Source organism: Pedobacter sp. ASV12, from assembly GCF_016429155.1.
Taxonomy (GTDB): Bacteria; Bacteroidota; Bacteroidia; order Sphingobacteriales; family Sphingobacteriaceae; genus Pedobacter.
In genome coordinates, this window is record NZ_JAELUC010000028.1 from 30,471 (window position 1) to 48,514 (window position 18,044).

Sequence of the window (18,044 nt, forward strand, 5' to 3'; positions counted from 1 at the left end):
TTTCGCTTCCCTATTGTTTTTGTCCAACAGCGAAACCCATGCGCAAAACCTGGGCAAAACAGTGGCTATTCAAGTCAAAAGACAGAAACTTAAAGCCGTACTTTCGCTGTTGGAAGAGCAGGGCAAATTCAAGTTCTCCTACAACAGCAATATCCTTCCCCTCGATAGCCTGGTAGATTTCGATTCTAAAAATCTCAATGTTAAGGAAAGCCTTAACCTCTTGCTCGGCAACCCATACGAATATCGCGAAACGCCAAATTTTGTCATTATCCGTTATGCGCCATTCGAAATGACAATGTTGGTACAAGAATCGAACGGTAGCCAAGAGCAATACTTCATCAGGGGAAAAATAGTGGATAAACAGACCGGCAAACCCATTGCCGATGCCAGCGTGTACGAGAAAAACCTGTTGCAATCGACCCTGAGCGACAAAGATGGCCTTTTTAGCCTGAAGCTGAAAAATATACACGCCACAATTACCCTTACCGTAAGTAAAGAGGGCTATAAAGACCACTCTTCCTATTTTTTGCCCGAAGTAGTTATTTTTAAAAACCCCAAAAAAAGCAACGGATCTTATACCGACGACGAGCTGCCCAAAGTAGAAAACACCTTTCTCGGCCGGACATTCATTACCCGAAAACAACGTACCCAAACCCGTAACATTGGTGGTTTTATTGCCAATGCGCCAGCACAGATTTCGCTCGGGCCCGGCCTCGGTACGCATGGCTCACTAAGCGGACAGGTGGTGAACAAATTCTCCATCAATGTAACCGGCGATTTCAATGCTGGCACTGAAGGTATCGAAATAGGCCTGTTATTCAACATCGACAAAAGAGATGTGCGTTATTTCCAGTTTGGTGGCGCATTCAATCTGGTGGGTGGTTCTTTTACCGGCTTGCAAATCAGTGGTTTTCATAACCATGTGCTTCAAAACCTCAAAGGCCTGCAGGTTTCGTTAGGCTATAACCAGGTGTTGGGCAATTTGAACGGTTGGCAGATCGGTGGCCTGTTTAACCAGGTTTACAGCGATGTTAAAGGCATACAGGTGTCTGTTGGCTATAACCAGAACAAACAATCCGTGCAGGGACTACAGATAGGCGGTTTGTTTAACCAGGTAAAAGGCAATTTTAGTGGCCTGCAAATTGGAACCGGCTACAACCGTACTAATCAACAGTTCAATGGGGTACAGGTTGGAGCCATCAACAGTGCCCGAAAGGTAAAGGGACTGCAACTGGGCTTTGTTAATTTCGCAGACACTTCGTCGGGGTATAGTGTTGGCTTGTTCAATATTATTCGCAAAGGCTACCATAAACTGAGCATCAGCAGCAACGAAAGCATCGATTTGAATGCCGCCCTGAAAACAGGAACCTCCAAGTTTTACACGCAATTGCTTTACGGACAAAATGTAAGGGCGCATAAAAAATTAATCGCCATAGGTTTTGGCCTGGGCAAAGAAATCGAGCTGGGAAAGCTGTTTTCACTTAATCCTGAACTCAGTACCCGCTACGTTTACCAAGGCGATTGGCAATATACCAACCTTCTCAACCGTGCCGACATTAATTTCAATTACCACATTAATTCGTGGTTGACCATTAATGCCGGACCTGCCTTTAACGTTTACTATACCAAACAAAACGTTCAATTTGAGGGCTACGAGTTGCTCAAGCTTCCCCAAGCAGGCAACAAACTGCGGAGTTGGGCTGGCTGGAATTTGGGGATAACATTATTTTAAGTACCCCTAACTTGCGAAGTTTAAGAAGCTTCGCAAGTATGCTCGCTAGCGTCTGTGCTACAAGTTAGCCATTAAGGTTTTAACCGAAGGCCTTTTCTTGTAATCGGCATCAAAATGTACGTATTTGATTTTTCCATCTTTGCCAATGATGTAGGTGGCAGGCACAGGCAATACATAATCTGTTTGACCATTGGCCATAGCTACATCCAAGCCACCTTTTTTATACCGATCGGCCAATCCAGGTTCCATTACATAATTTACCTGATAAGCTTTCATGATACTATAATCGCGATCGCTCACGATGCTGAAAGACGCCTTTGTTTTGGCTACCGTTTTCTGTACGCCTGCTGCAGTTTCTGGCGAAACACCCAGCACATAAGCGCCCTTACCGGTTAACAGTTGCAGGCTATCCTGCAAATCCTTGATGTGCTTGTTGCAATACGGACACCATTGGCCACGGTAAAAAAACAGCACTACCGATTGATTGTTTTTTAACAGCTGTTTCAAGTCTACCACTTGGCCAGCATTGTCCTTCGCACTAAATTGGGGTGCCTGCTGACCTACTTTTAACGGATTTTGGGCAAATACAGGAGCCGTGGCCAGCAACAAAATGGCCAATACTAAGATTTTTTTCATGCTATTCATTTTCTAGTTTTGTGTTGATTAAAATTTTGAGTTTATTTTTAAATTCTGGGTCCAGCTCTTTGGTTTTGGTGGCCGAATGCCTAAATACGCTGCCCATGAGCAATTGTATGTTTTTGCTTTGCCTTTCGTAGGTCCTGCACCAAGAGCAAGCGGCAAGGTGTATTTTTAGTTTTACCTGCTCGCCTAGCGTTAAAGGCTTAAACTGTTGCTTTTCTATTAAAAAAGTAGCCTTTTTACAGTCTGCCATTATTTTTTCTGTCAGCTTCATCTTATAGCCAGTGTTTTTGCAGGCAGGCCCTGAGGTTAAGCTTGCTTCGGTGAACAATTACCCAAAAGTTTGCAGCCGTAATGCCCAAACTTGTACAGATCAATTCAGAAGTACTGTCTTCGAGATATTTGAGGCTAAACACCGCCAGCCAAAGCGCCGGGAGTTTTTCCATGCATTTTTTAAGCACCTTATCCAGTTCTTTGTTTTCTAACGGATTTCCATCATCAATTCCAATTTCCAGGGGCTTGGTTTTCCAATGTCCGCTTTCATCAAAAAAGTCATCTCCGCCCAACTCTTCTGGCCTTCGCTTCTTTTTGCGAAAGGTATCGGCAATTTTATGCTTGAGGATACCCGTAAGCCAAGTCAGTTCTGCGCTTTCCTCCCTAAAAGCATTCCTGGCCTGCAAGGCGGCCAAAAAAGTTTCCTGAACCAGGTCTTTGGCCAGTTCATCTTCAAAAACCTTTTTTAAGGCAAAGGCATACAGCCGATCTGCATATCGCTCTACCCATAATGCAGGATCGCTCATTGTTTTCTCCATATATTAAACGTGCTTCAAAGCCATTTGCCACATTCTTTACCAGGTTAGTAGCCAAGTCATGGTATTCCTTACAAAAATTTACAAAAAAATATTGGGTGCAGTTAAAAATCTAAATTTTATAGATTTGTTTCCGTGCCAAAGCCAGGCTAAGCTGTTTTAAAGGGGTTGTTTGAAAATCAAGGCTTTCTGTTCTTGGCCAGGTTCAGTCCTGCTTTAATTTGCACGAAATAAGCTTTGTTGGAAAAACTTTGCCGCTTCCCCTGTAGGCAAATTTGAATTCATATTGCCTACCGCAAACTGACAACTAAAACCGAGAACTGTAAACTTACCTGTAAATCAACTGATAAATTTGTCCGCGGTTGCCGGTGAGCAGCACCAAGCTTCCTTTTTTGGCTTTTTGCAGGGCATTAAAGTTTTGAGTAGAAATATTTGTCCAGGTTTTACCACCATCTGTCGATACATCGGTGCCTGATGAACCTGTAGCAAAACAAAGCTGCTCGTTAACATATTCAACTGCCGAGCGATAGCCCAGCACGGGCTTTTCTGGCTTAAACCAGCTTTTGCCGCCATTTTTGGTTAAGAGCACATTATTGGTGTTTTCTTTGTCTTTAAGATAGTTGCCCCCCACTACAATCCCTTTTCTATTGTTAAAAAAGGCGATAGAGAATGGTCCGGTACTATTTTCTCCTTGGATAATCGGACATTGATAAACTTTCCAGCGATGCCCGTAGTTGGGCGAGTAGTAGATGTTTGAAGTTGAGCCTCCCGTGGCTATCCATACTTTGCCATCGGGTGCCGTTCTGATGGTGGTACCGCTTGCGGCAAAACCCGCTTCGCCCGCTTTGAGGTCTTTTTTCAACTGGGCCGAAATATCCTGCCAGGTCAAGCCGCCATCAACGGTTTTGAGCAGCTGCATTTTGTTTTTGATCGGATCGCCGAAGATAATGCCTTGTTGTGCATCCCAAAAGCCCATTCCGTCTAAAAATATGGCCGAATCGGTATTTTTATAAACCTCACGCCAAGTTTTGCCACCGTCAATAGTCGACAGCACATAAGCCGGCGAACCCGCATTCACCACAATAGCCTTCAGTTTGTCAAAAGCCTCGATATCCCTGAAATCAAGCTTTTCATAGCCCTTCGGCTGGACCCACTCCCATGTTTTGCCACCATTGAGGGTTTTGCCTACATAACCGTTGCTGCCACTTACCCAAGCTATCGAATCGCTAACCACTGAAAGGCCACGCATACTGGTGTTTTTACCGGTTGCCAGTTGTTTTAACGTATAGTTTTGGGCCATGCCCCAAAAAGGGCAAAGCAAAAAAACACAAAGTAGCTTTTTGAACATAACAGGGATTTTAAAGGCGTTTGGCCTATTTTACTCTTTTCCAGCTTTCAGACCGGCCAATTAGCGAAATGCCAATATAGCCTCTAATGTTAAGCTGTCCGTTTTCTTTCAACGTGATATTGCAACTATAAGTCTTGCCGGTTTTAGGATCGTAGATGCTGCCGTCGGTCCATCTTTTATCTTCAAAAACAAAATCCTTCAGAATTTCCAATCCCAATAAAGGCTTGTTCCTGAGGCTTGTATTCGGATTTTTGACATCGGTTTTTGGTTTACCGTGTTCGTCGTTCGGTTCTTTGATCCAAGCCAGTTTGCCAAAATACTTGTCGCCTTTTTTATAGATTTCTATTTGGCCTTCACCAGAAGGGTTCACCCATTTGCCCAGGATATCGTCATTCTTTTGAGCAAAAACAGAAAGCGTGGAGAGCGCTAGTATCAACAAAAAGGATAGTTTCTTAACCATAAGATGTGCTTTAGCTAGGCTAATTTAGCGATTAGGAATGAAAAATAAAACTTGGGTGCAACAGCACCAAGCTAATTTTACATTCAAACTTCTTTAAGCCAAGGCTCCAAATACATCATCAAGCCCCACTTTGGCGCGTATTAACGCCGGGTAAACAAGGTCGCCACGGGCTGAAAATCGTCGGGGAGCACGCTAGCCTCAAAACCGTTTGCCAGGAGCAGTTTAATGATCGAATGGGGACAAACCACGCCATTGACACATTGAATGCGAAGAATCAGGTCGCAATCTTCTAAATCGAAGTTGGCCTGATACTCGCTAAAACTTTGGTGTATCTGATCGACGATGTTTTTGGCATCTTCGCCATGGGCTACGTTTGTCTTAAAAACTTCTACCATAGGTATTTCACATCAACTTGTATATTTTCTCGTTCACCACAACGTCTTTGCCTACCCTTTTGCAGGGCAATGGCGCTCTATTTTTCGGGTTCGTTTATTTGAAGCTGGCGCCTTCGCCATTGCATCAAACCTTATTAACCATTTATTGTCTGATCATTTTATGGTAGCTGATGTAAGAAGTGAGCAGCACGGCAAATACAACCAAAGGGAAGAACGACATCCCTACTGCACCGTCGACAGCCAAATGGCCAATGAATGCCGAAAGGTATTTGATGCCACAGCCTACATAAGCCCATTCTTTGATACGCTTGCCAAAAAACGGCAGGATCAAAATCAATCCGCCAATAAAATGACCTATGCCGATTTCCATGGCCAGCCAAGTGGGAATGCCCAAATGTCTGGTGCCTTCTACGGCTTCGGGGCTGTTCATAAAAAATATGCCCGGCAGGATAAATAAGGCCAGTAGGCCCGTCGAAACCCAGAAAACTATTTTCGCGGTTTTGTTCGGTTTTTTCGTTTGATTTTCCATCCTCTTATTTTTGGTTGTAATCGTAGTTCACCATCCATTGAATGCCGAATTTATCGGTCAACTGGCCATAGTAGGCATTCCAGAACATTTTTTGCAAAGGCATAACTATTTGTCCGCCTTCGGCCAAGCCATTGAAAAGCTTATCGGCTTCGGCTTCGCTTTCGGCGCCTATCGAAATAGACATGTTGCTGCCGGGTTTTACCTGTACCATACTGCTTGGCACATCAGTTCCCATTAAAATGCTGGTTGGGCCAATTGGAAGCGCTACGTGCATAATGCCTTCCTGATCTTCCTTCGTCATGCCTTCGCATCCCGGCGTATCTTTAAAGCGCATCAAGGCCGTAAATTCGCCACCAAATACTGATTTGTAAAAATTGAATACTTCTTCGGTATTGCCGTTAAAGTTTAAGTAAGTGTTTAATGTTGCCATCTTGTTTGTTATTTTTTTGTTTTAATGAGGTTATTGGTTTATGGACTAGGGTTCTACTATCAATTAGCCAGCTGCTGATAAGCCCTGTTCAGCTGATTGGTATGCCTTATGGTATGAAGCATCACAAAATGGAGGGCTTCCAGGCGAGTAACATAGCCAATACCAGGCAGTTCGAAACCTAGGCAAGTGGCATCGAGGTCCAAATCGGCTATGGCTTTGGTTAAGGTCTCGTTAATGGCTTTTATGTTGTCCAAATGAGGTTCCTTTTCGTAGTTTTTTATTTCGGGACGTACAAAATCCGGTGCTTCCATCTTCGAATCGAAGTTGAGCATGATGTTCTTCAGCAAACCAATATGCTGATCAGCCGGCCTTTCGGTTTGCCGGGTTTCGCCATAAAGCATATCGGCAAAACCGCCGTTGGCCAGGGTAAGATGCTGTACGATTTGGCCGGGTGTCCAGCTGCCTTCGGAAGGAACCAGGTTATATTGTTCGTTACCAAATTGTTGTGTGGCTTTTGTCCAATTGGCAAAAGCCTGATCCAATTCTTGTTGCAAGGTTGTTTGCGTTGTCATAATCTTTAAATTTTACATGTATTTCATTGCCGGATAATTAAGCAGGCGACGCCATAAAGCGATTTGACCGATGCAGTTCGCTTCGCGATAGGTATTGAATGTTACCATATCATACAAGGGAAAGCTCATGTTCATTTCCGGGAACTCGAGGATTTTATCGAGCTCGGCATCACTAGCCTGCATCAGTTTTTCGCGCAGGATCGGCGAAATATGCGCCCAGTCTTTTTGATAGCTTTCGAGCGATGGATATTGTACATCGTCCTGAATGCCTTTGTTATGTTTAAACAGCTCATGCGATTGGGCTTTGTGGTCGATACCAAACCAGTTAGCCAGTTCGAAGCGGCCTTCGAGCATGCTGCCTGCCAACCAGGCGACATGATTTGCCTTGGTATCTAGGCGTTTATGCGCATCGGCATCGGCAATGCCATCCAATACGCTATTGAAATAAGTGCTGTGCATGTCGTACAATACAACGATGGCAAACATGCGGTTACTTTTGGGTTGAGTTTCCATATTGTTTTTTGTTTATGCTAAGTTAAGCCATGTTTAACTGGATATGGACTGCTAAAAAAGTCAACCTTGGGGGGTATTTGAGACATTTTTATTATCTTAGTTCTGCAACAATCCTATCCTTACCATGCGACAAATCGGCGTGCTGCTCAGCAAAAGCTATAAATTATTAAGTATTGCAGCCATTTTAGAGGTTTTTGAAACCGTCAACAAATTTTACGAGGCAGATGGTCTTCCCCTGCCTTTTCACATCAACATACTGACTTCTGAAGAGACTCTGGCCACACAAAAGGAGGCTTTTGGTTATACCTTGCAAAGCATTAAAGAAGCCGAAACCATGGAAATTATCCTTATTCCGGCTTTTACCTCAGATAACATGGCCGAAACCCTGCAGGCCAACTATGCCTGCATACCGCATTTGATTAGGCAATATAATGCCGGAGCCTGCGTAGGCACTTTCTGCACCGGGGCTTTTTTGTTGGGCGCGAGCGGTTTGCTGAACGGAAAAATCGCCACTACGCACGTAGATGCCAGCAATGGCTTTGCGCAGGCATTTCCATCGGTAAAGCTTAAGGCCGACAAAACCGTAACGCAAGACGGCCGTTTGTATACCAGTGGCGGTGCTACTTCTTCGTTCCACCTCTTGCTGCATTTGGTACACGAATATTGTGGCAAGGAAATGGCCATCAAAATTGCCAAGGTTTTTGCCATTGACATGGACAGGGATAAACAGTCTTATTTCAGCACTTTTCAGCCCTCTAAAGACCATAACGACGATTTGGTGGCCTCGGCACAGGCCAAAATAGAAAGCAATTACCAAGATGCCGCCACCATTGAAGAACTGATTAAGGATATTCCTTCGAGCCGGCGCAATATTGTAAGGCGCTTTAAACAGATTACGGGCATTACCCCGATCGAGTACCTGCAGCAAACCCGCATCGAAGCCGCCAAAAAACTCTTGGTAAAAACTGGCCAGCAGATGTCTGAAATTATTTTCAACTCGGGCTATAGCGACCCCAAGGCTTTTAGAAAAGTATTTAAGAAAAGTGTAGGCATGACACCTTCGCAGTATCGGGAGAAATTTCAGGTGAGGTAAGCCTTTAGCCTCTCTAGTCGAGGGCAAAAGGCTGGCCACGTTTTTCAAACTTTACCAATCTATACTACTGGCAAAGCAAAGCAAAACCTGCTGCCTTCGCCAATGGCACTTTCTACCCAAATACGGCCTTGTTCGGCCTCGATAAAATCCTTAGAGATAGCCAAGCCCAAACCCGATCCCGATTTGTTTTGCCCATCGGTTGGCACTTGGTAATAGCGATCAAAGAGTTTCTTTTGGTATTGTTCCTCAATACCTTTTCCAAAATCACGAACCGAAAATTCAACAAAACCATGCTGTTCGCTCACCTGTACCAATACTTTCGATTTTTCGGAGCTGTAGCGCAGGGCATTCGACAGGAAATTAACCAGCACCCAAGCCGTTTTCTGTACATCGGCATTAACGGCAGGCAATTTTGCAGGTACATTTAACTCTAAGCGGATTTCTTTTTGTTCGGCCTGAAAGTTCACTGCGTCTATGGCCAGTCCTACAATAGCGGCAGGATTAGTCCGTACAAAATTGAGCTGCAGGTTTCCGGTTTCTACCTGGGCCAGATCGAGCAGTTCGCTGGTGATCTTCAACAGGCGTTCGCTATCTTCCTTAATGTGTTTCACCAGCTCGCTCTGTTCCTGGTTCATAGTGCCTACCCTTTCGTCGTTGAGCAGCTTTAAACTCATTTTGATCGAGGATAGCGGTGTTTTCAGCTCGTGCGAAACCGTGGCAATGAAATTGGTTTTGGCTTCGTCGAGCTCCTTGAACTGGGTGATGTTTTTGAGCACATAAACCTTGCCTACCGATTTGCCAACGGCAATCAGCGTGGGATCGTTAAACTCATCGAAATTGGGAATGGTAATTTCGCGCTGTTCGAGCAAAAAGTAGGATTCCTTTTCGTCGGCATAGATTTTCAAAGGCTCTTTGCTGTTTTTATCCGCCAATATCCTTTGGAGCAACTCGTTCCTTTGGGCCAATTCATCGGCACTTTTACCGACTGCCACGGCCGAATCGAGGTTAAGCAACTGTGCGGCAACCTTATTGAGGAACAAAATTTCCTGCTTTTCGTTTAAGCCGATAATGGCATCCTGCATCTGCTCGATAATGGTTTCAATGCGCTGCTTTTCCGATTTGATTTTGGCTACATTGCTGTTGTCCCAGTTTTTGAGTTCCAATGCCATTTTGTTAAAAGCCAAAGCCAGTTCGCTAAACTCGTCGTGCCCTTTAAAATTAAGGTGCTGCTTGTAGTTTTTACGGCTGATTTCGCGAATACCTTCCAACAGTTCACGCAATGGATTGGCAATAAAGCCCGGAAAGTTGACAATAAAGCTGAATAGGATAATAAAAGTAACCGAAGCGGTAATGCTCAAAAAAAGCGTCGCCCTTTCGGTAGCCTGCTGCGCCTTTTCGTTTTTCCTGACAATGGCGTTCATGTTCAGCTCGTCGATATTGCGCAGCTGCAAATGGATCTCGTTCATAGCTTCGCGTTGCTGCGCAAATATCACATTGGGCTGTTTGAGTCGATCGAAGGCTTGCCGAAGAGCCAATACCGCCGCCTTTTCGCCGGGTTCGGTCACGTTGGCTTCTTCCAATTGCAAAGCCTTTTCAATGGGTGCCGCATTTATTGGGTTGATGGTGCCGTTTTGGGCATCGAGTGCCGTGCGGATATCATTTACATACACCAACGACTTATAGTTGTCTTTCAAAATCACTTTCGAACGTGAGGCGATCTCGTTGATATGGTAAAGGGAAATGGCGCCAAAGCTGATCACAACCAGGAACAAAAAGCCAAATCCAAGCCGAAGTTTTGTTTTTATCTTCATCGCTTTAAATTTAATATTCATTTAAGACAAAATAACCAAGTCGGTATCCCTTGCTGCCATGGCCTTGAGCAATTGGTTAAACAAATTGGTGCGCCAAATGAGCTGGAACAGGTTAAAATGGGGCTTACCGATACAAATGGTCGTTATTTCTCTTGCGGTGGCCAACTGGATAATGGTTTTGGTAATCTCATCGCTTTTGATCCGGATTACTTCAGCCCCCAATTCGGTGGCCAACTTCAAATTGTTCAGTAAATATCGCTGTTTATCCAGCTTAATTTTATCGGCCTGTTCATGGGTGCTTTGCACGTACAAAACCAGCCAGGGCGAATGGTAATAGGAAGCCAGCCGGGCCGTTTTTCTAATCACCACCCTTGCCGTATCCGGATTGGAGGAAATGCAGGCCAAGAACCTCTCCTGGCGTAATTTAACCTGTTTGGGCACTTCCCTGTTTACTTTCCGCTCTACCTGATGGGCTACTTCCTTTAGCGCCAGTTCCCGCAGCTGCAGTATTTTCTCCGACTGGAAAAAATTATTCAAGGCCTGCTCAATCTTGTTTTCCCGATAGATCTTGCCTTCTTTTAACCGCGTAAGCAATTCGTCGGCTGTTAAATCGATATTCACGATTTCATCGGCCAGCTCCAAAATCTTGTCGGGGATCCTTTCGGTAACCGGAACGCCTGTAATCTGTTCAACTTCTCCGTTGATGCTTTCGAGGTGTTGGATATTAACCGCCGAAATCACACTGATACCCGCTTCTAAAATATCGTAAACATCTTGCCAGCGCTTGGCATTTTTGCTGCCTTCGGCATTGGTATGGGCCAGCTCGTCTACAATTACCACTTCGGGATGCGCATTGAGAATAGCCTGCAGATCCATTTCCTCCAATTCTTTGGCTTTGTAGAAAATCTTTTTGCGCGGAATAACCGGCAAGCCATCGAGCAGGGCATGCGTTTCTTTCCTCAAATGGGTTTCGATGTAACCGATACGCACATCTACCCCGCTTGCCAACAAGGCATGGGCCTCCTGCAGCATGCGGTAGGTTTTGCCCACGCCCGCGCTCATGCCCATGTAGATCTTGAGCTTGCCCCTGCGGTTTTTCTTAACCAGCGCGATAAATTCGTTTACATTTTCCATTTTGCGTTTGACAAAGTGCCTAATCTTTAAAGCTGTTGTAATTGTTTAACAAACTTCCCAATGAACCAATGAGCTAATGACTAATGAACTATAAATATTTCCTTAAAAAGCCACCGCGATACTCGCCGTTACAGCAGCATCTTGGTTAACTGTACTGTTGTTGCGGGTAAAAATCTTGTCTTTGCTATCATAAACCTTGCCTTCTAAACGCACTACGGCATTGCTGATGGGCGAATAATCTAAATTTAGCGAATAGCCCATCGTTTTGAAACCATTTGGCGTTCCAGTGGCTATAAATATACCGTCTTTGTCTTTATAATATTCGGCTCTGCCGGCGATGGCCCATTTTGGATCAAATTTATACTGGGCAATCAGAACTGGCGAAAGTACTTTGCTCTTGGCCGATTGTCCCTTTATCTTTTGCTGCGTACCATAATCAAAACCTGCGGTTAGGCCAAATTTTTCGGTTAATTGGGCAATGGCATAAAAATTATGGTAGATGCGTTGTACACGGGTGGCATTTTCGCCTTCGTAGCCAATGTAATTGCTATAATTTAATGTAATCTTGCCATTCGGCTTATAGGTGAGCTGTACGCCTCCGGCAGGCTTGCTGTTGCCATCTTGGCGATTGATTTTTTGCCAGCCGTTCAGGTAAAGCAAGGTTGCAGCAAACTTTCCATCGGCTGTAGCATAGCTGAGTTTGGCACCCGATTCATAGTAAGGCGTGTTTTCTGAAGCGATGTTCCTGGTGAGCACCCAACAATCTTTCGAAACCGCGCTTTCAAAACCAATGTGCGAGGCAAAAACACCAGCATCGATCCACAGGTTGGCAGTTTTGCTCAGCTTGAGGCCAGCATTGGCTTCGTAGATGTTTTTCAGTACGCCAGGCTCGGCCGATAGATTGGCATTGGTATAAGTACCGGCCATCAAAGCTATATTAGCTCTTACTTTATCATTGTCGTAATTGGCTTTGATAAAGGCCAGATTCAGGTTTACTTCGTTGTGCCTGTTGTGCGAATACACAAAAGCGGGACGGTTGTTGTTGGCAGGCTGATTAAAATCGTAGCCATAATAGGTTTCCAGATAACCCGAAAATTTGACTTTTGGAGCATCTTGGGCTTTAACACTTAAGGTTAGGGCTAATACGGCAATTGTTGCTATTATTTTTTTCATGTGTTTGTATCTTTTCAATGGGGGATTCGGCTAATTATTTCAATTGGTCTAAAGCCAGGTTCAGTTCAAGGACGTTGATTTTTTTAGGACCAAAAAGACCTAAAAACGGCTGTTCGGTATGTTTTACAACCAGTTCGGCTATTTTGCGCTCATCTATTTTACGGTAGGCAGCTATCCTTTTGATCTGGATAATGGCACCTTGCTCAGAAATATCCGGATCGAGTCCACTACCCGATGCGGTAACCATTTCGGCAGGGATAGCATCTTTGCTAACGCCTGGATTGTATTTGATCAGGGTATCTATCCTTGATTGTACTGCTTTGAGGTAATCGGGATTGCTTGGCCCCTTGTTAGAGCCCCCAGAACCAGCCGCGTTATAGCCCACCGCCGACGGACGGCCCCAGAAATACTCGGGTTTGGTAAACGACTGGCCCAACAAAGCGTAGCCTACCACTTTACCATTTCTGGTTATTTTTTCGCCACCACCCTGCCCTTTACCTAGTTTTCCGGCAATAGCAATACTTAATGGATAAAACACGCACAACAACACCAAAAGCACCAGGGTTAAGCGGATGGATTGAATTAAATACTTTTTCATTTTTTTGTTTTTTTATTTTGAGGAAATAGAAAATGGAGGATAGGCAATAGGTTTGATTATGCGGATATTCCTTGCTGTTCTCTAAATCCTTGTTTATATTTTCTGTTTACTTCTATCTATTGTCTGTTAACTACTTCTATTACCTATTCGTCGCCTAAACCATTAATCCAACCACCAAATCGATGATTTTAATACCGATAAATGGAGCTACAATACCACCAATACCGTAAATAAACAGGTTGCGACGAAGCAAGGCCGTTGCCCCGATGGGCTTATAGGCCACACCTTTTAAAGCCAGCGGAATTAAAATTGGAATGATGATGGCATTGAAAATTACAGCCGAAAGAATGGCGCTTTCCGGACTGTGCAAGCCCATGATATTCAAACTTTGCAAAGCTGGAATGGAGGCAATGAACAAAGCCGGCACAATGGCGAAATACTTGGCCACATCATTAGCGATAGAAAAAGTGGTGAGCGTGCCTCTGGTAATGAGCAGCTGCTTGCCAATTTCTACGATTTCGATCAATTTGGTGGGGTCGTTATCCAAGTCGACCATATTGCCAGCTTCTTTAGCGGCTTGGGTACCACTGTTCATGGCCACGCCAACATCGGCCTGTGCCAAGGCGGGCGCATCGTTGGTACCGTCGCCCATCATGGCCACCAGTTTGCCCAACTGCTGCTCTTCCTTAATGTAGTTCATTTTATCTTCTGGCTTGGCCTCGGCAATAAAATCGTCAACACCGGCCTTTTCGGCGATATATTTGGCAGTCAACGGATTATCGCCAGTTACCATCACGGTTTTTACGCCCATTTTGCGCAAACGTTCGAAACGCTCGCTGATGCCTGGTTTAATGATATCCTGCAATTCGATTACGCCCAATGCTTTTTCGTTAAGGGCTACCACCAAAGGCGTACCTCCGTTGGTGGCGATGGCTTTGACCTGGGTTTCAATCGCTGAAGGAAATTGATTTCCGGCTTGTTGCACCAAGTTGCGGATCGAATCGAATGCACCTTTGCGGATGCGACGGCCATCGGCAGTATCCATTCCGCTCGAACGGGTTTCGGCTGTAAATTTGATGAACACCGCTCCAGCTGGCGCGCTTTCGATAATTTTATGGTTATTGACTTTGGCCAATTCAATGATCGATTTGCCTTCTGGGGTTTCGTCGGCCAAAGAACTCAGCACACAGGCTTCTACAAATTGAGCCAGCTCTACACCTGCCGTTGGATAAAAATTGGTGGCTTTGCGATTGCCAATGGTAATCGTTCCGGTTTTATCCAGCAACAACACATCAATGTCGCCAGCAGTTTCTACCGCCTTACCCGATTTGGTGATGACATTGGCTCGTAAAGCCCTGTCCATGCCAGCAATACCAATAGCCGACAACAAACCGCCAATGGTAGTTGGAATCAGGCAAACAAAAAGCGAGATCAGTGCCGCAATGGTAATCGGTGTATTGGCGTAATCGGCAAAGGGTTTTAAGGTTACGCAAACGATGATAAACACCAAAGTAAAACTGGCCAGCAAAATGGTCAGGGCAATTTCGTTAGGCGTTTTCTGTCTGCTAGCACCTTCCACCAAGGCAATCATCTTGTCTAAAAAGCTCTCGCCAGGTTGGGTACTTACTTTTACCTTAATTTGGTCGGAAAGCACTTTGGTACCGCCAGTAACCGACGATTTATCGCCACCAGCTTCCCTAATTACAGGTGCAGATTCGCCGGTAATGGCCGATTCGTCGATTGTGGCAATGCCTTCAATTATTTCGCCATCGGTTGGAATGGTATCGTCAGCTTCGCACATAAACACCTCCCCTTTTTTCAAGGTGTTAGACGAACGGATTTCGTAGTTTCCATTGGCCAAAATTACCTTGGCAGGCGTTTCTTCGCGGGTTTTGCGCAAGCTATCGGCCTGTGCCTTGCCCCTTGCCTCGGCAATGGCTTCGGCAAAGTTGGCAAACAGCACGGTGAGCAATAAAATCAGAAATATAAAGAAGTTATACAGCGCACTGCCCTGACCAGCATGACTGATCGAATAAATGGTTACGTAAGCCATTATGGCGGTACCGACTTCTACCGTAAACATAACTGGATTGCGAACCATGAGGCGCGGATCGAGCTTAATGAACGATTGTTTAAGCGCATTTTTGACCAAAGCAGGTTCGAATAATTTATTGTTGGATTTCATTTTATTTTAATTTTTCTCAAGAGAGAGTTTCTTTTCTTGGTTAATGGTCCATGGTCGATGGCTAATAGCTTGACTGACTATGGACTGTTGACTATGGACTATCAACTAGCCTAGCGCATGGTAAAATATTCTGCCAGCGGGCCCAAAGCCAGTGCCGGGAAATACGACAGGGCGTTGAGTACCAAGATCACGGCAAAGGTCATCAGGCTAAACGTAAGCGTATCTGTTTTTAAGGTACCTGCCGATTCTGGAATGTATTTCTTGCGGCCCAGCAAACCAGCAATGGCCACCGGACCAATAATGGGCAAGAAACGACCCAAGAAAATAACCAGTCCGGTTGAAATGTTCCAGAACACGTTGTTATCTCCAAGGCCTTCGAAACCCGAACCATTGTTGGCATTTGACGAGGTCATTTCGTACAACATTTCAGAAAAACCGTGGAAACTTGGGTTATTTAACCAGTTTTTAGGCTGTACAGCCCAATGGGCACCACCAAAATTAACCAATAGATAAGAGGCAATGGCCGTTCCGGCTAAAATGAGAAAGGGACTGAGCAAGGTAATGATAGCTGCAATCTTTACTTCTCGCGCTTCTACTTTGTGGCCCATAAACTCGGGCGTTCTGCCTACCATCAGGCCTGAAATAAAAACGGCAATAATGAGGTAGATGAAATAGTTGAGTATACCTACGCCGCAGCCTCCGTAAAAGCCGTTGATCATCATGGCCAACATTTGCCATAAGCCGGTTAGCGGCATGGTGCTATCGTGCATTCCGTTTACCGATCCGGTAGAAATTATGGTAGTTAAGGTGCTCCAATAAGCGGTTGCCGCAGGGCCAATGCGTACCTCTTTGCCCTCCATGGCTCCTGTAGCCTGCGAAATGCCCATTTTGGCGATGGCGTGGTTGCCACCTAATTCAGAACTTAGGGATGGGATCATGAGCAGCAGCATACCGATGGTCATCACCCCAAAAATCATCCAGCCCAGTTTTCTTCTGTTGATGAAATAGCCAAAGCAGATGACCATGGCAATCGGAATAATGGTTTGGCTCATCATTTCGACCATGTTGGTGAGGTAGTTCGGATTTTCGAAGGGATGTGCCGAGTTAGCGCCGAAAAAGCCACCGCCATTGGTTCCCAAGTGCTTAATGGCAATAAACTGTGCGGCCGGACCTTTTGATACATGCACGGTATCGCCCTGTAGGGAAATAAACTGGTCTTTGCCTTCGTAACTGGCTGGGGTGCCATTAAAAGTTAAAACAAGGGCTACAACGATACTTAAAGGCAACAACAAACGGGTGATGGCTTTCACAAAGAACTCCCAAAAGTTGCCTAATTGCTGCGTGGTTTTATCTCTAAAAGCCTTAAACAACACTACCGCAGCCGCAATGCCAGTAGCAGCACTTACAAACTGCAAAAACATGAGCACAAATTGCTGGGTAAGGTAGCTTACACCAGTCTCGCCCGAATAATGCTGCAGGTTGCAGTTGGCCACAAAGCTGATGATGGTATTAAAAGCCAGATCTGGGGTCATGCCCGGATTGCCATCGGGATTGAAAGGAAGCTTATCTTGGTAAATCAGTACAAAAAAGCCATAAATGAGCCAGACGGCATTGATCAGCAACAATACTTTAAGGTGTTGCTTCCAATTCATCTGTTCTTTAGGATTGATGCCCGAAAGTTTGTAGATACCTGCTTCGATGGGCTTCAGGAAATCGGTCCATACTTTTTCTCCGGCAAACATTTTGGCCAAGTATTTTCCCAAAGGGATAGCTACAACCAAGGTGAGCAGGAAAGTGGCGATGATGCCAAGGATTTCTGTGTTCATAGCGTTAGAATTTTTCTGGTTTAATGAGTACGTAAACCATATACAGGAATACGGCTACTGCAGTGATAAATAGTGCAATCATGAGGTTAAATGTTTTCGAACCAATCGATGGAGCGGTAAACGATCCAGCAAAAGACAACGAGGGTGAGGAATAAGATTATGGTCATTTGTTTATTGATTTTCCATGCCTATACCAATTGCTGTTCCACGAAACACCAAAACAATTCAAAGCATTTATTTACAAACACTTACACCATAAATCAACAACAGGCGCATAAAAAAACCCTTCCATTTTGGAAGGGTTTTTATCAAAAAGGAAGTCTATGGCTAGCCTTTCCATTCCCCTACGCTGGAGGGGTGCCTGCAAAGCGGGGCGGGTTTAAGCTGGCACCTCTTTGCTTAACCATTTAGGTATTAAGGTACATTTAGGCAAACAGCTATTTAAACGGCCCAAAAGCATTAAATATCAAGAAGAAACCTATAAAGAGCCTTTCCATTCCCCTCCGCTGGAGGGGGTGCCTGCAAGGCGGGGCGGTTTTAAGCTGGCACCTCGTTGCTTAACCATTTAGGCATTAAGGTACATTTAGGCAAACAGCTATTTAAACGGCCCAAAAGCATTAAATATCAAGAAAGAAACCTATAAAGAGCCTTTCCATTCCCCTCCGCTGGAGGGGTGCCTGCAAGGCGGGGCGGTTTTAAGCTGGCACCTCGTTGCTTAACCATTTAGGCATTAAGGTACATTTAGGCAAACAGCTATTTAAACGGCCCAAAAGCATTAAATATCAAGAAAGAAACCT

At 44.8% G+C, this 18,044-nt stretch carries 19 protein-coding genes; 2 read left to right on the forward strand and 17 right to left on the reverse strand.

Annotation, left to right across the window (positions count from 1 at the left end; all coding sequences use genetic code 11):
* Positions 1-19 precede the first annotated feature (19 nt).
* Entirely contained in the window at positions 20-1,732 is a 1,713-nt protein-coding gene (locus JHD69_RS09075; protein WP_199139519.1) for an LA_2272 family surface repeat-containing protein, read from the forward strand.
* 57 nt (positions 1,733-1,789) lie between these two features.
* Here the strand turns inward: JHD69_RS09075 and JHD69_RS09080 are convergent, their stop codons facing one another.
* The 10 genes from JHD69_RS09080 to JHD69_RS09125 form a co-directional block, all read right to left on the reverse strand.
* On the reverse strand, positions 1,790-2,368 hold the full coding sequence (locus JHD69_RS09080) for a peroxiredoxin family protein (protein WP_199139521.1): 579 nt from the start codon (positions 2,366-2,368) through the stop codon (positions 1,790-1,792).
* A 1-nt stretch (position 2,369) separates the two neighbouring features.
* On the reverse strand, positions 2,370-2,645 hold the full coding sequence (locus tag JHD69_RS09085; protein WP_233165803.1) for a hypothetical protein: 276 nt from the start codon (positions 2,643-2,645) through the stop codon (positions 2,370-2,372).
* Position 2,646: 1 nt separating this feature from the next.
* Positions 2,647-3,183, reverse strand: a complete 537-nt coding sequence (locus tag JHD69_RS09090) for a sigma-70 family RNA polymerase sigma factor (RefSeq protein ID WP_199139525.1) — start codon at positions 3,181-3,183, stop codon at positions 2,647-2,649.
* Between the two features lie 325 nt (positions 3,184-3,508).
* Positions 3,509-4,528, reverse strand: a complete 1,020-nt coding sequence (locus JHD69_RS09095; RefSeq protein WP_233165804.1) for a WD40/YVTN/BNR-like repeat-containing protein — start codon at positions 4,526-4,528, stop codon at positions 3,509-3,511.
* A gap of 25 nt (positions 4,529-4,553) precedes the next feature.
* Positions 4,554-4,988 (reverse strand): DUF2147 domain-containing protein, encoded by a 435-nt coding sequence (locus JHD69_RS09100; protein ID WP_199139527.1) that lies wholly within the window; start codon positions 4,986-4,988, stop codon positions 4,554-4,556.
* 140 nt (positions 4,989-5,128) lie between these two features.
* A complete protein-coding gene (locus JHD69_RS09105; RefSeq protein ID WP_199139528.1) occupies positions 5,129-5,383 on the reverse strand; it encodes a hypothetical protein in 255 nt (84 codons plus the stop codon).
* 142 nt (positions 5,384-5,525) lie between these two features.
* A complete protein-coding gene (locus JHD69_RS09110; protein WP_199139530.1) occupies positions 5,526-5,912 on the reverse strand; it encodes a DoxX family protein in 387 nt (128 codons plus the stop codon).
* 4 nt (positions 5,913-5,916) lie between these two features.
* Positions 5,917-6,342: a VOC family protein gene (locus JHD69_RS09115; RefSeq protein ID WP_199139532.1), complete on the reverse strand. Its 426-nt coding sequence runs from the start codon at positions 6,340-6,342 to the stop codon at positions 5,917-5,919.
* 59 nt (positions 6,343-6,401) lie between these two features.
* Positions 6,402-6,914, reverse strand: a complete 513-nt coding sequence (locus JHD69_RS09120) for a DinB family protein (protein ID WP_199139534.1) — start codon at positions 6,912-6,914, stop codon at positions 6,402-6,404.
* Positions 6,915-6,926: 12 nt separating this feature from the next.
* On the reverse strand, positions 6,927-7,427 hold the full coding sequence (locus JHD69_RS09125) for a DinB family protein (protein ID WP_199139536.1): 501 nt from the start codon (positions 7,425-7,427) through the stop codon (positions 6,927-6,929).
* 124 nt (positions 7,428-7,551) lie between these two features.
* On the opposite strand from JHD69_RS09125, the gene JHD69_RS09130 reads away from it, so the two are divergent.
* A complete protein-coding gene (locus tag JHD69_RS09130; RefSeq protein ID WP_199139538.1) occupies positions 7,552-8,520 on the forward strand; it encodes a GlxA family transcriptional regulator in 969 nt (322 codons plus the stop codon).
* Between the two features lie 59 nt (positions 8,521-8,579).
* On the opposite strand, the gene JHD69_RS09135 is transcribed toward JHD69_RS09130, so the two are convergent.
* From JHD69_RS09135 to JHD69_RS09165, 7 genes are all read right to left on the reverse strand, one after another.
* A complete protein-coding gene (locus JHD69_RS09135; RefSeq protein WP_199139540.1) occupies positions 8,580-10,331 on the reverse strand; it encodes a HAMP domain-containing sensor histidine kinase in 1,752 nt (583 codons plus the stop codon).
* 21 nt (positions 10,332-10,352) lie between these two features.
* On the reverse strand, positions 10,353-11,465 hold the full coding sequence (locus JHD69_RS09140; protein ID WP_199139542.1) for a sensor protein KdpD: 1,113 nt from the start codon (positions 11,463-11,465) through the stop codon (positions 10,353-10,355).
* A gap of 102 nt (positions 11,466-11,567) precedes the next feature.
* Positions 11,568-12,638 carry a porin gene (locus tag JHD69_RS09145; protein WP_199139544.1) on the reverse strand — a complete coding sequence of 357 codons (1,071 nt, stop codon included), beginning with the start codon at positions 12,636-12,638 and terminating at the stop codon, positions 11,568-11,570.
* 34 nt (positions 12,639-12,672) lie between these two features.
* On the reverse strand, positions 12,673-13,236 hold the full coding sequence (locus tag JHD69_RS09150) for a K(+)-transporting ATPase subunit C (protein ID WP_199139547.1): 564 nt from the start codon (positions 13,234-13,236) through the stop codon (positions 12,673-12,675).
* A 154-nt stretch (positions 13,237-13,390) separates the two neighbouring features.
* Positions 13,391-15,421 (reverse strand): potassium-transporting ATPase subunit KdpB, encoded by a 2,031-nt coding sequence (kdpB, locus tag JHD69_RS09155; protein WP_199139549.1) that lies wholly within the window; start codon positions 15,419-15,421, stop codon positions 13,391-13,393.
* Between the two features lie 110 nt (positions 15,422-15,531).
* Entirely contained in the window at positions 15,532-17,247 is a 1,716-nt protein-coding gene (gene kdpA, locus JHD69_RS09160; protein ID WP_199139551.1) for a potassium-transporting ATPase subunit KdpA, read from the reverse strand.
* Between the two features lie 4 nt (positions 17,248-17,251).
* Complete coding sequence (locus JHD69_RS09165) at positions 17,252-17,329, reverse strand: potassium-transporting ATPase subunit F (protein WP_199139557.1); 78 nt, start codon at positions 17,327-17,329, stop codon at positions 17,252-17,254.
* Between the last annotated feature and the right edge of the window lie 715 nt (positions 17,330-18,044).

Coding starts and splice junctions, on each gene's coding strand:
- JHD69_RS09080 (WP_199139521.1), bottom strand. CDS start 2,368: ATGAAAAAAATCTTAGTATTGGCCATTTTGTTGCTGGCCACGGCTCCT.
- JHD69_RS09085 (WP_233165803.1), bottom strand. CDS start 2,645: ATGAAGCTGACAGAAAAAATAATGGCAGACTGTAAAAAGGCTACTTTT.
- JHD69_RS09090 (WP_199139525.1), bottom strand. CDS start 3,183: ATGGAGAAAACAATGAGCGATCCTGCATTATGGGTAGAGCGATATGCA.
- JHD69_RS09095 (WP_233165804.1), bottom strand. CDS start 4,528: ATGTTCAAAAAGCTACTTTGTGTTTTTTTGCTTTGCCCTTTTTGGGGC.
- JHD69_RS09100 (WP_199139527.1), bottom strand. CDS start 4,988: ATGGTTAAGAAACTATCCTTTTTGTTGATACTAGCGCTCTCCACGCTT.
- JHD69_RS09105 (WP_199139528.1), bottom strand. CDS start 5,383: ATGGTAGAAGTTTTTAAGACAAACGTAGCCCATGGCGAAGATGCCAAA.
- JHD69_RS09110 (WP_199139530.1), bottom strand. CDS start 5,912: ATGGAAAATCAAACGAAAAAACCGAACAAAACCGCGAAAATAGTTTTC.
- JHD69_RS09115 (WP_199139532.1), bottom strand. CDS start 6,342: ATGGCAACATTAAACACTTACTTAAACTTTAACGGCAATACCGAAGAA.
- JHD69_RS09120 (WP_199139534.1), bottom strand. CDS start 6,914: ATGACAACGCAAACAACCTTGCAACAAGAATTGGATCAGGCTTTTGCC.
- JHD69_RS09125 (WP_199139536.1), bottom strand. CDS start 7,427: ATGGAAACTCAACCCAAAAGTAACCGCATGTTTGCCATCGTTGTATTG.
- JHD69_RS09130 (WP_199139538.1), top strand. CDS start 7,552: ATGCGACAAATCGGCGTGCTGCTCAGCAAAAGCTATAAATTATTAAGT.
- JHD69_RS09135 (WP_199139540.1), bottom strand. CDS start 10,331: ATGAAGATAAAAACAAAACTTCGGCTTGGATTTGGCTTTTTGTTCCTG.
- JHD69_RS09140 (WP_199139542.1), bottom strand. CDS start 11,465: ATGGAAAATGTAAACGAATTTATCGCGCTGGTTAAGAAAAACCGCAGG.
- JHD69_RS09145 (WP_199139544.1), bottom strand. CDS start 12,638: ATGAAAAAAATAATAGCAACAATTGCCGTATTAGCCCTAACCTTAAGT.
- JHD69_RS09150 (WP_199139547.1), bottom strand. CDS start 13,236: ATGAAAAAGTATTTAATTCAATCCATCCGCTTAACCCTGGTGCTTTTG.
- kdpB (WP_199139549.1), bottom strand. CDS start 15,421: ATGAAATCCAACAATAAATTATTCGAACCTGCTTTGGTCAAAAATGCG.
- kdpA (WP_199139551.1), bottom strand. CDS start 17,247: ATGAACACAGAAATCCTTGGCATCATCGCCACTTTCCTGCTCACCTTG.
- JHD69_RS09165 (WP_199139557.1), bottom strand. CDS start 17,329: ATGATTGCACTATTTATCACTGCAGTAGCCGTATTCCTGTATATGGTT.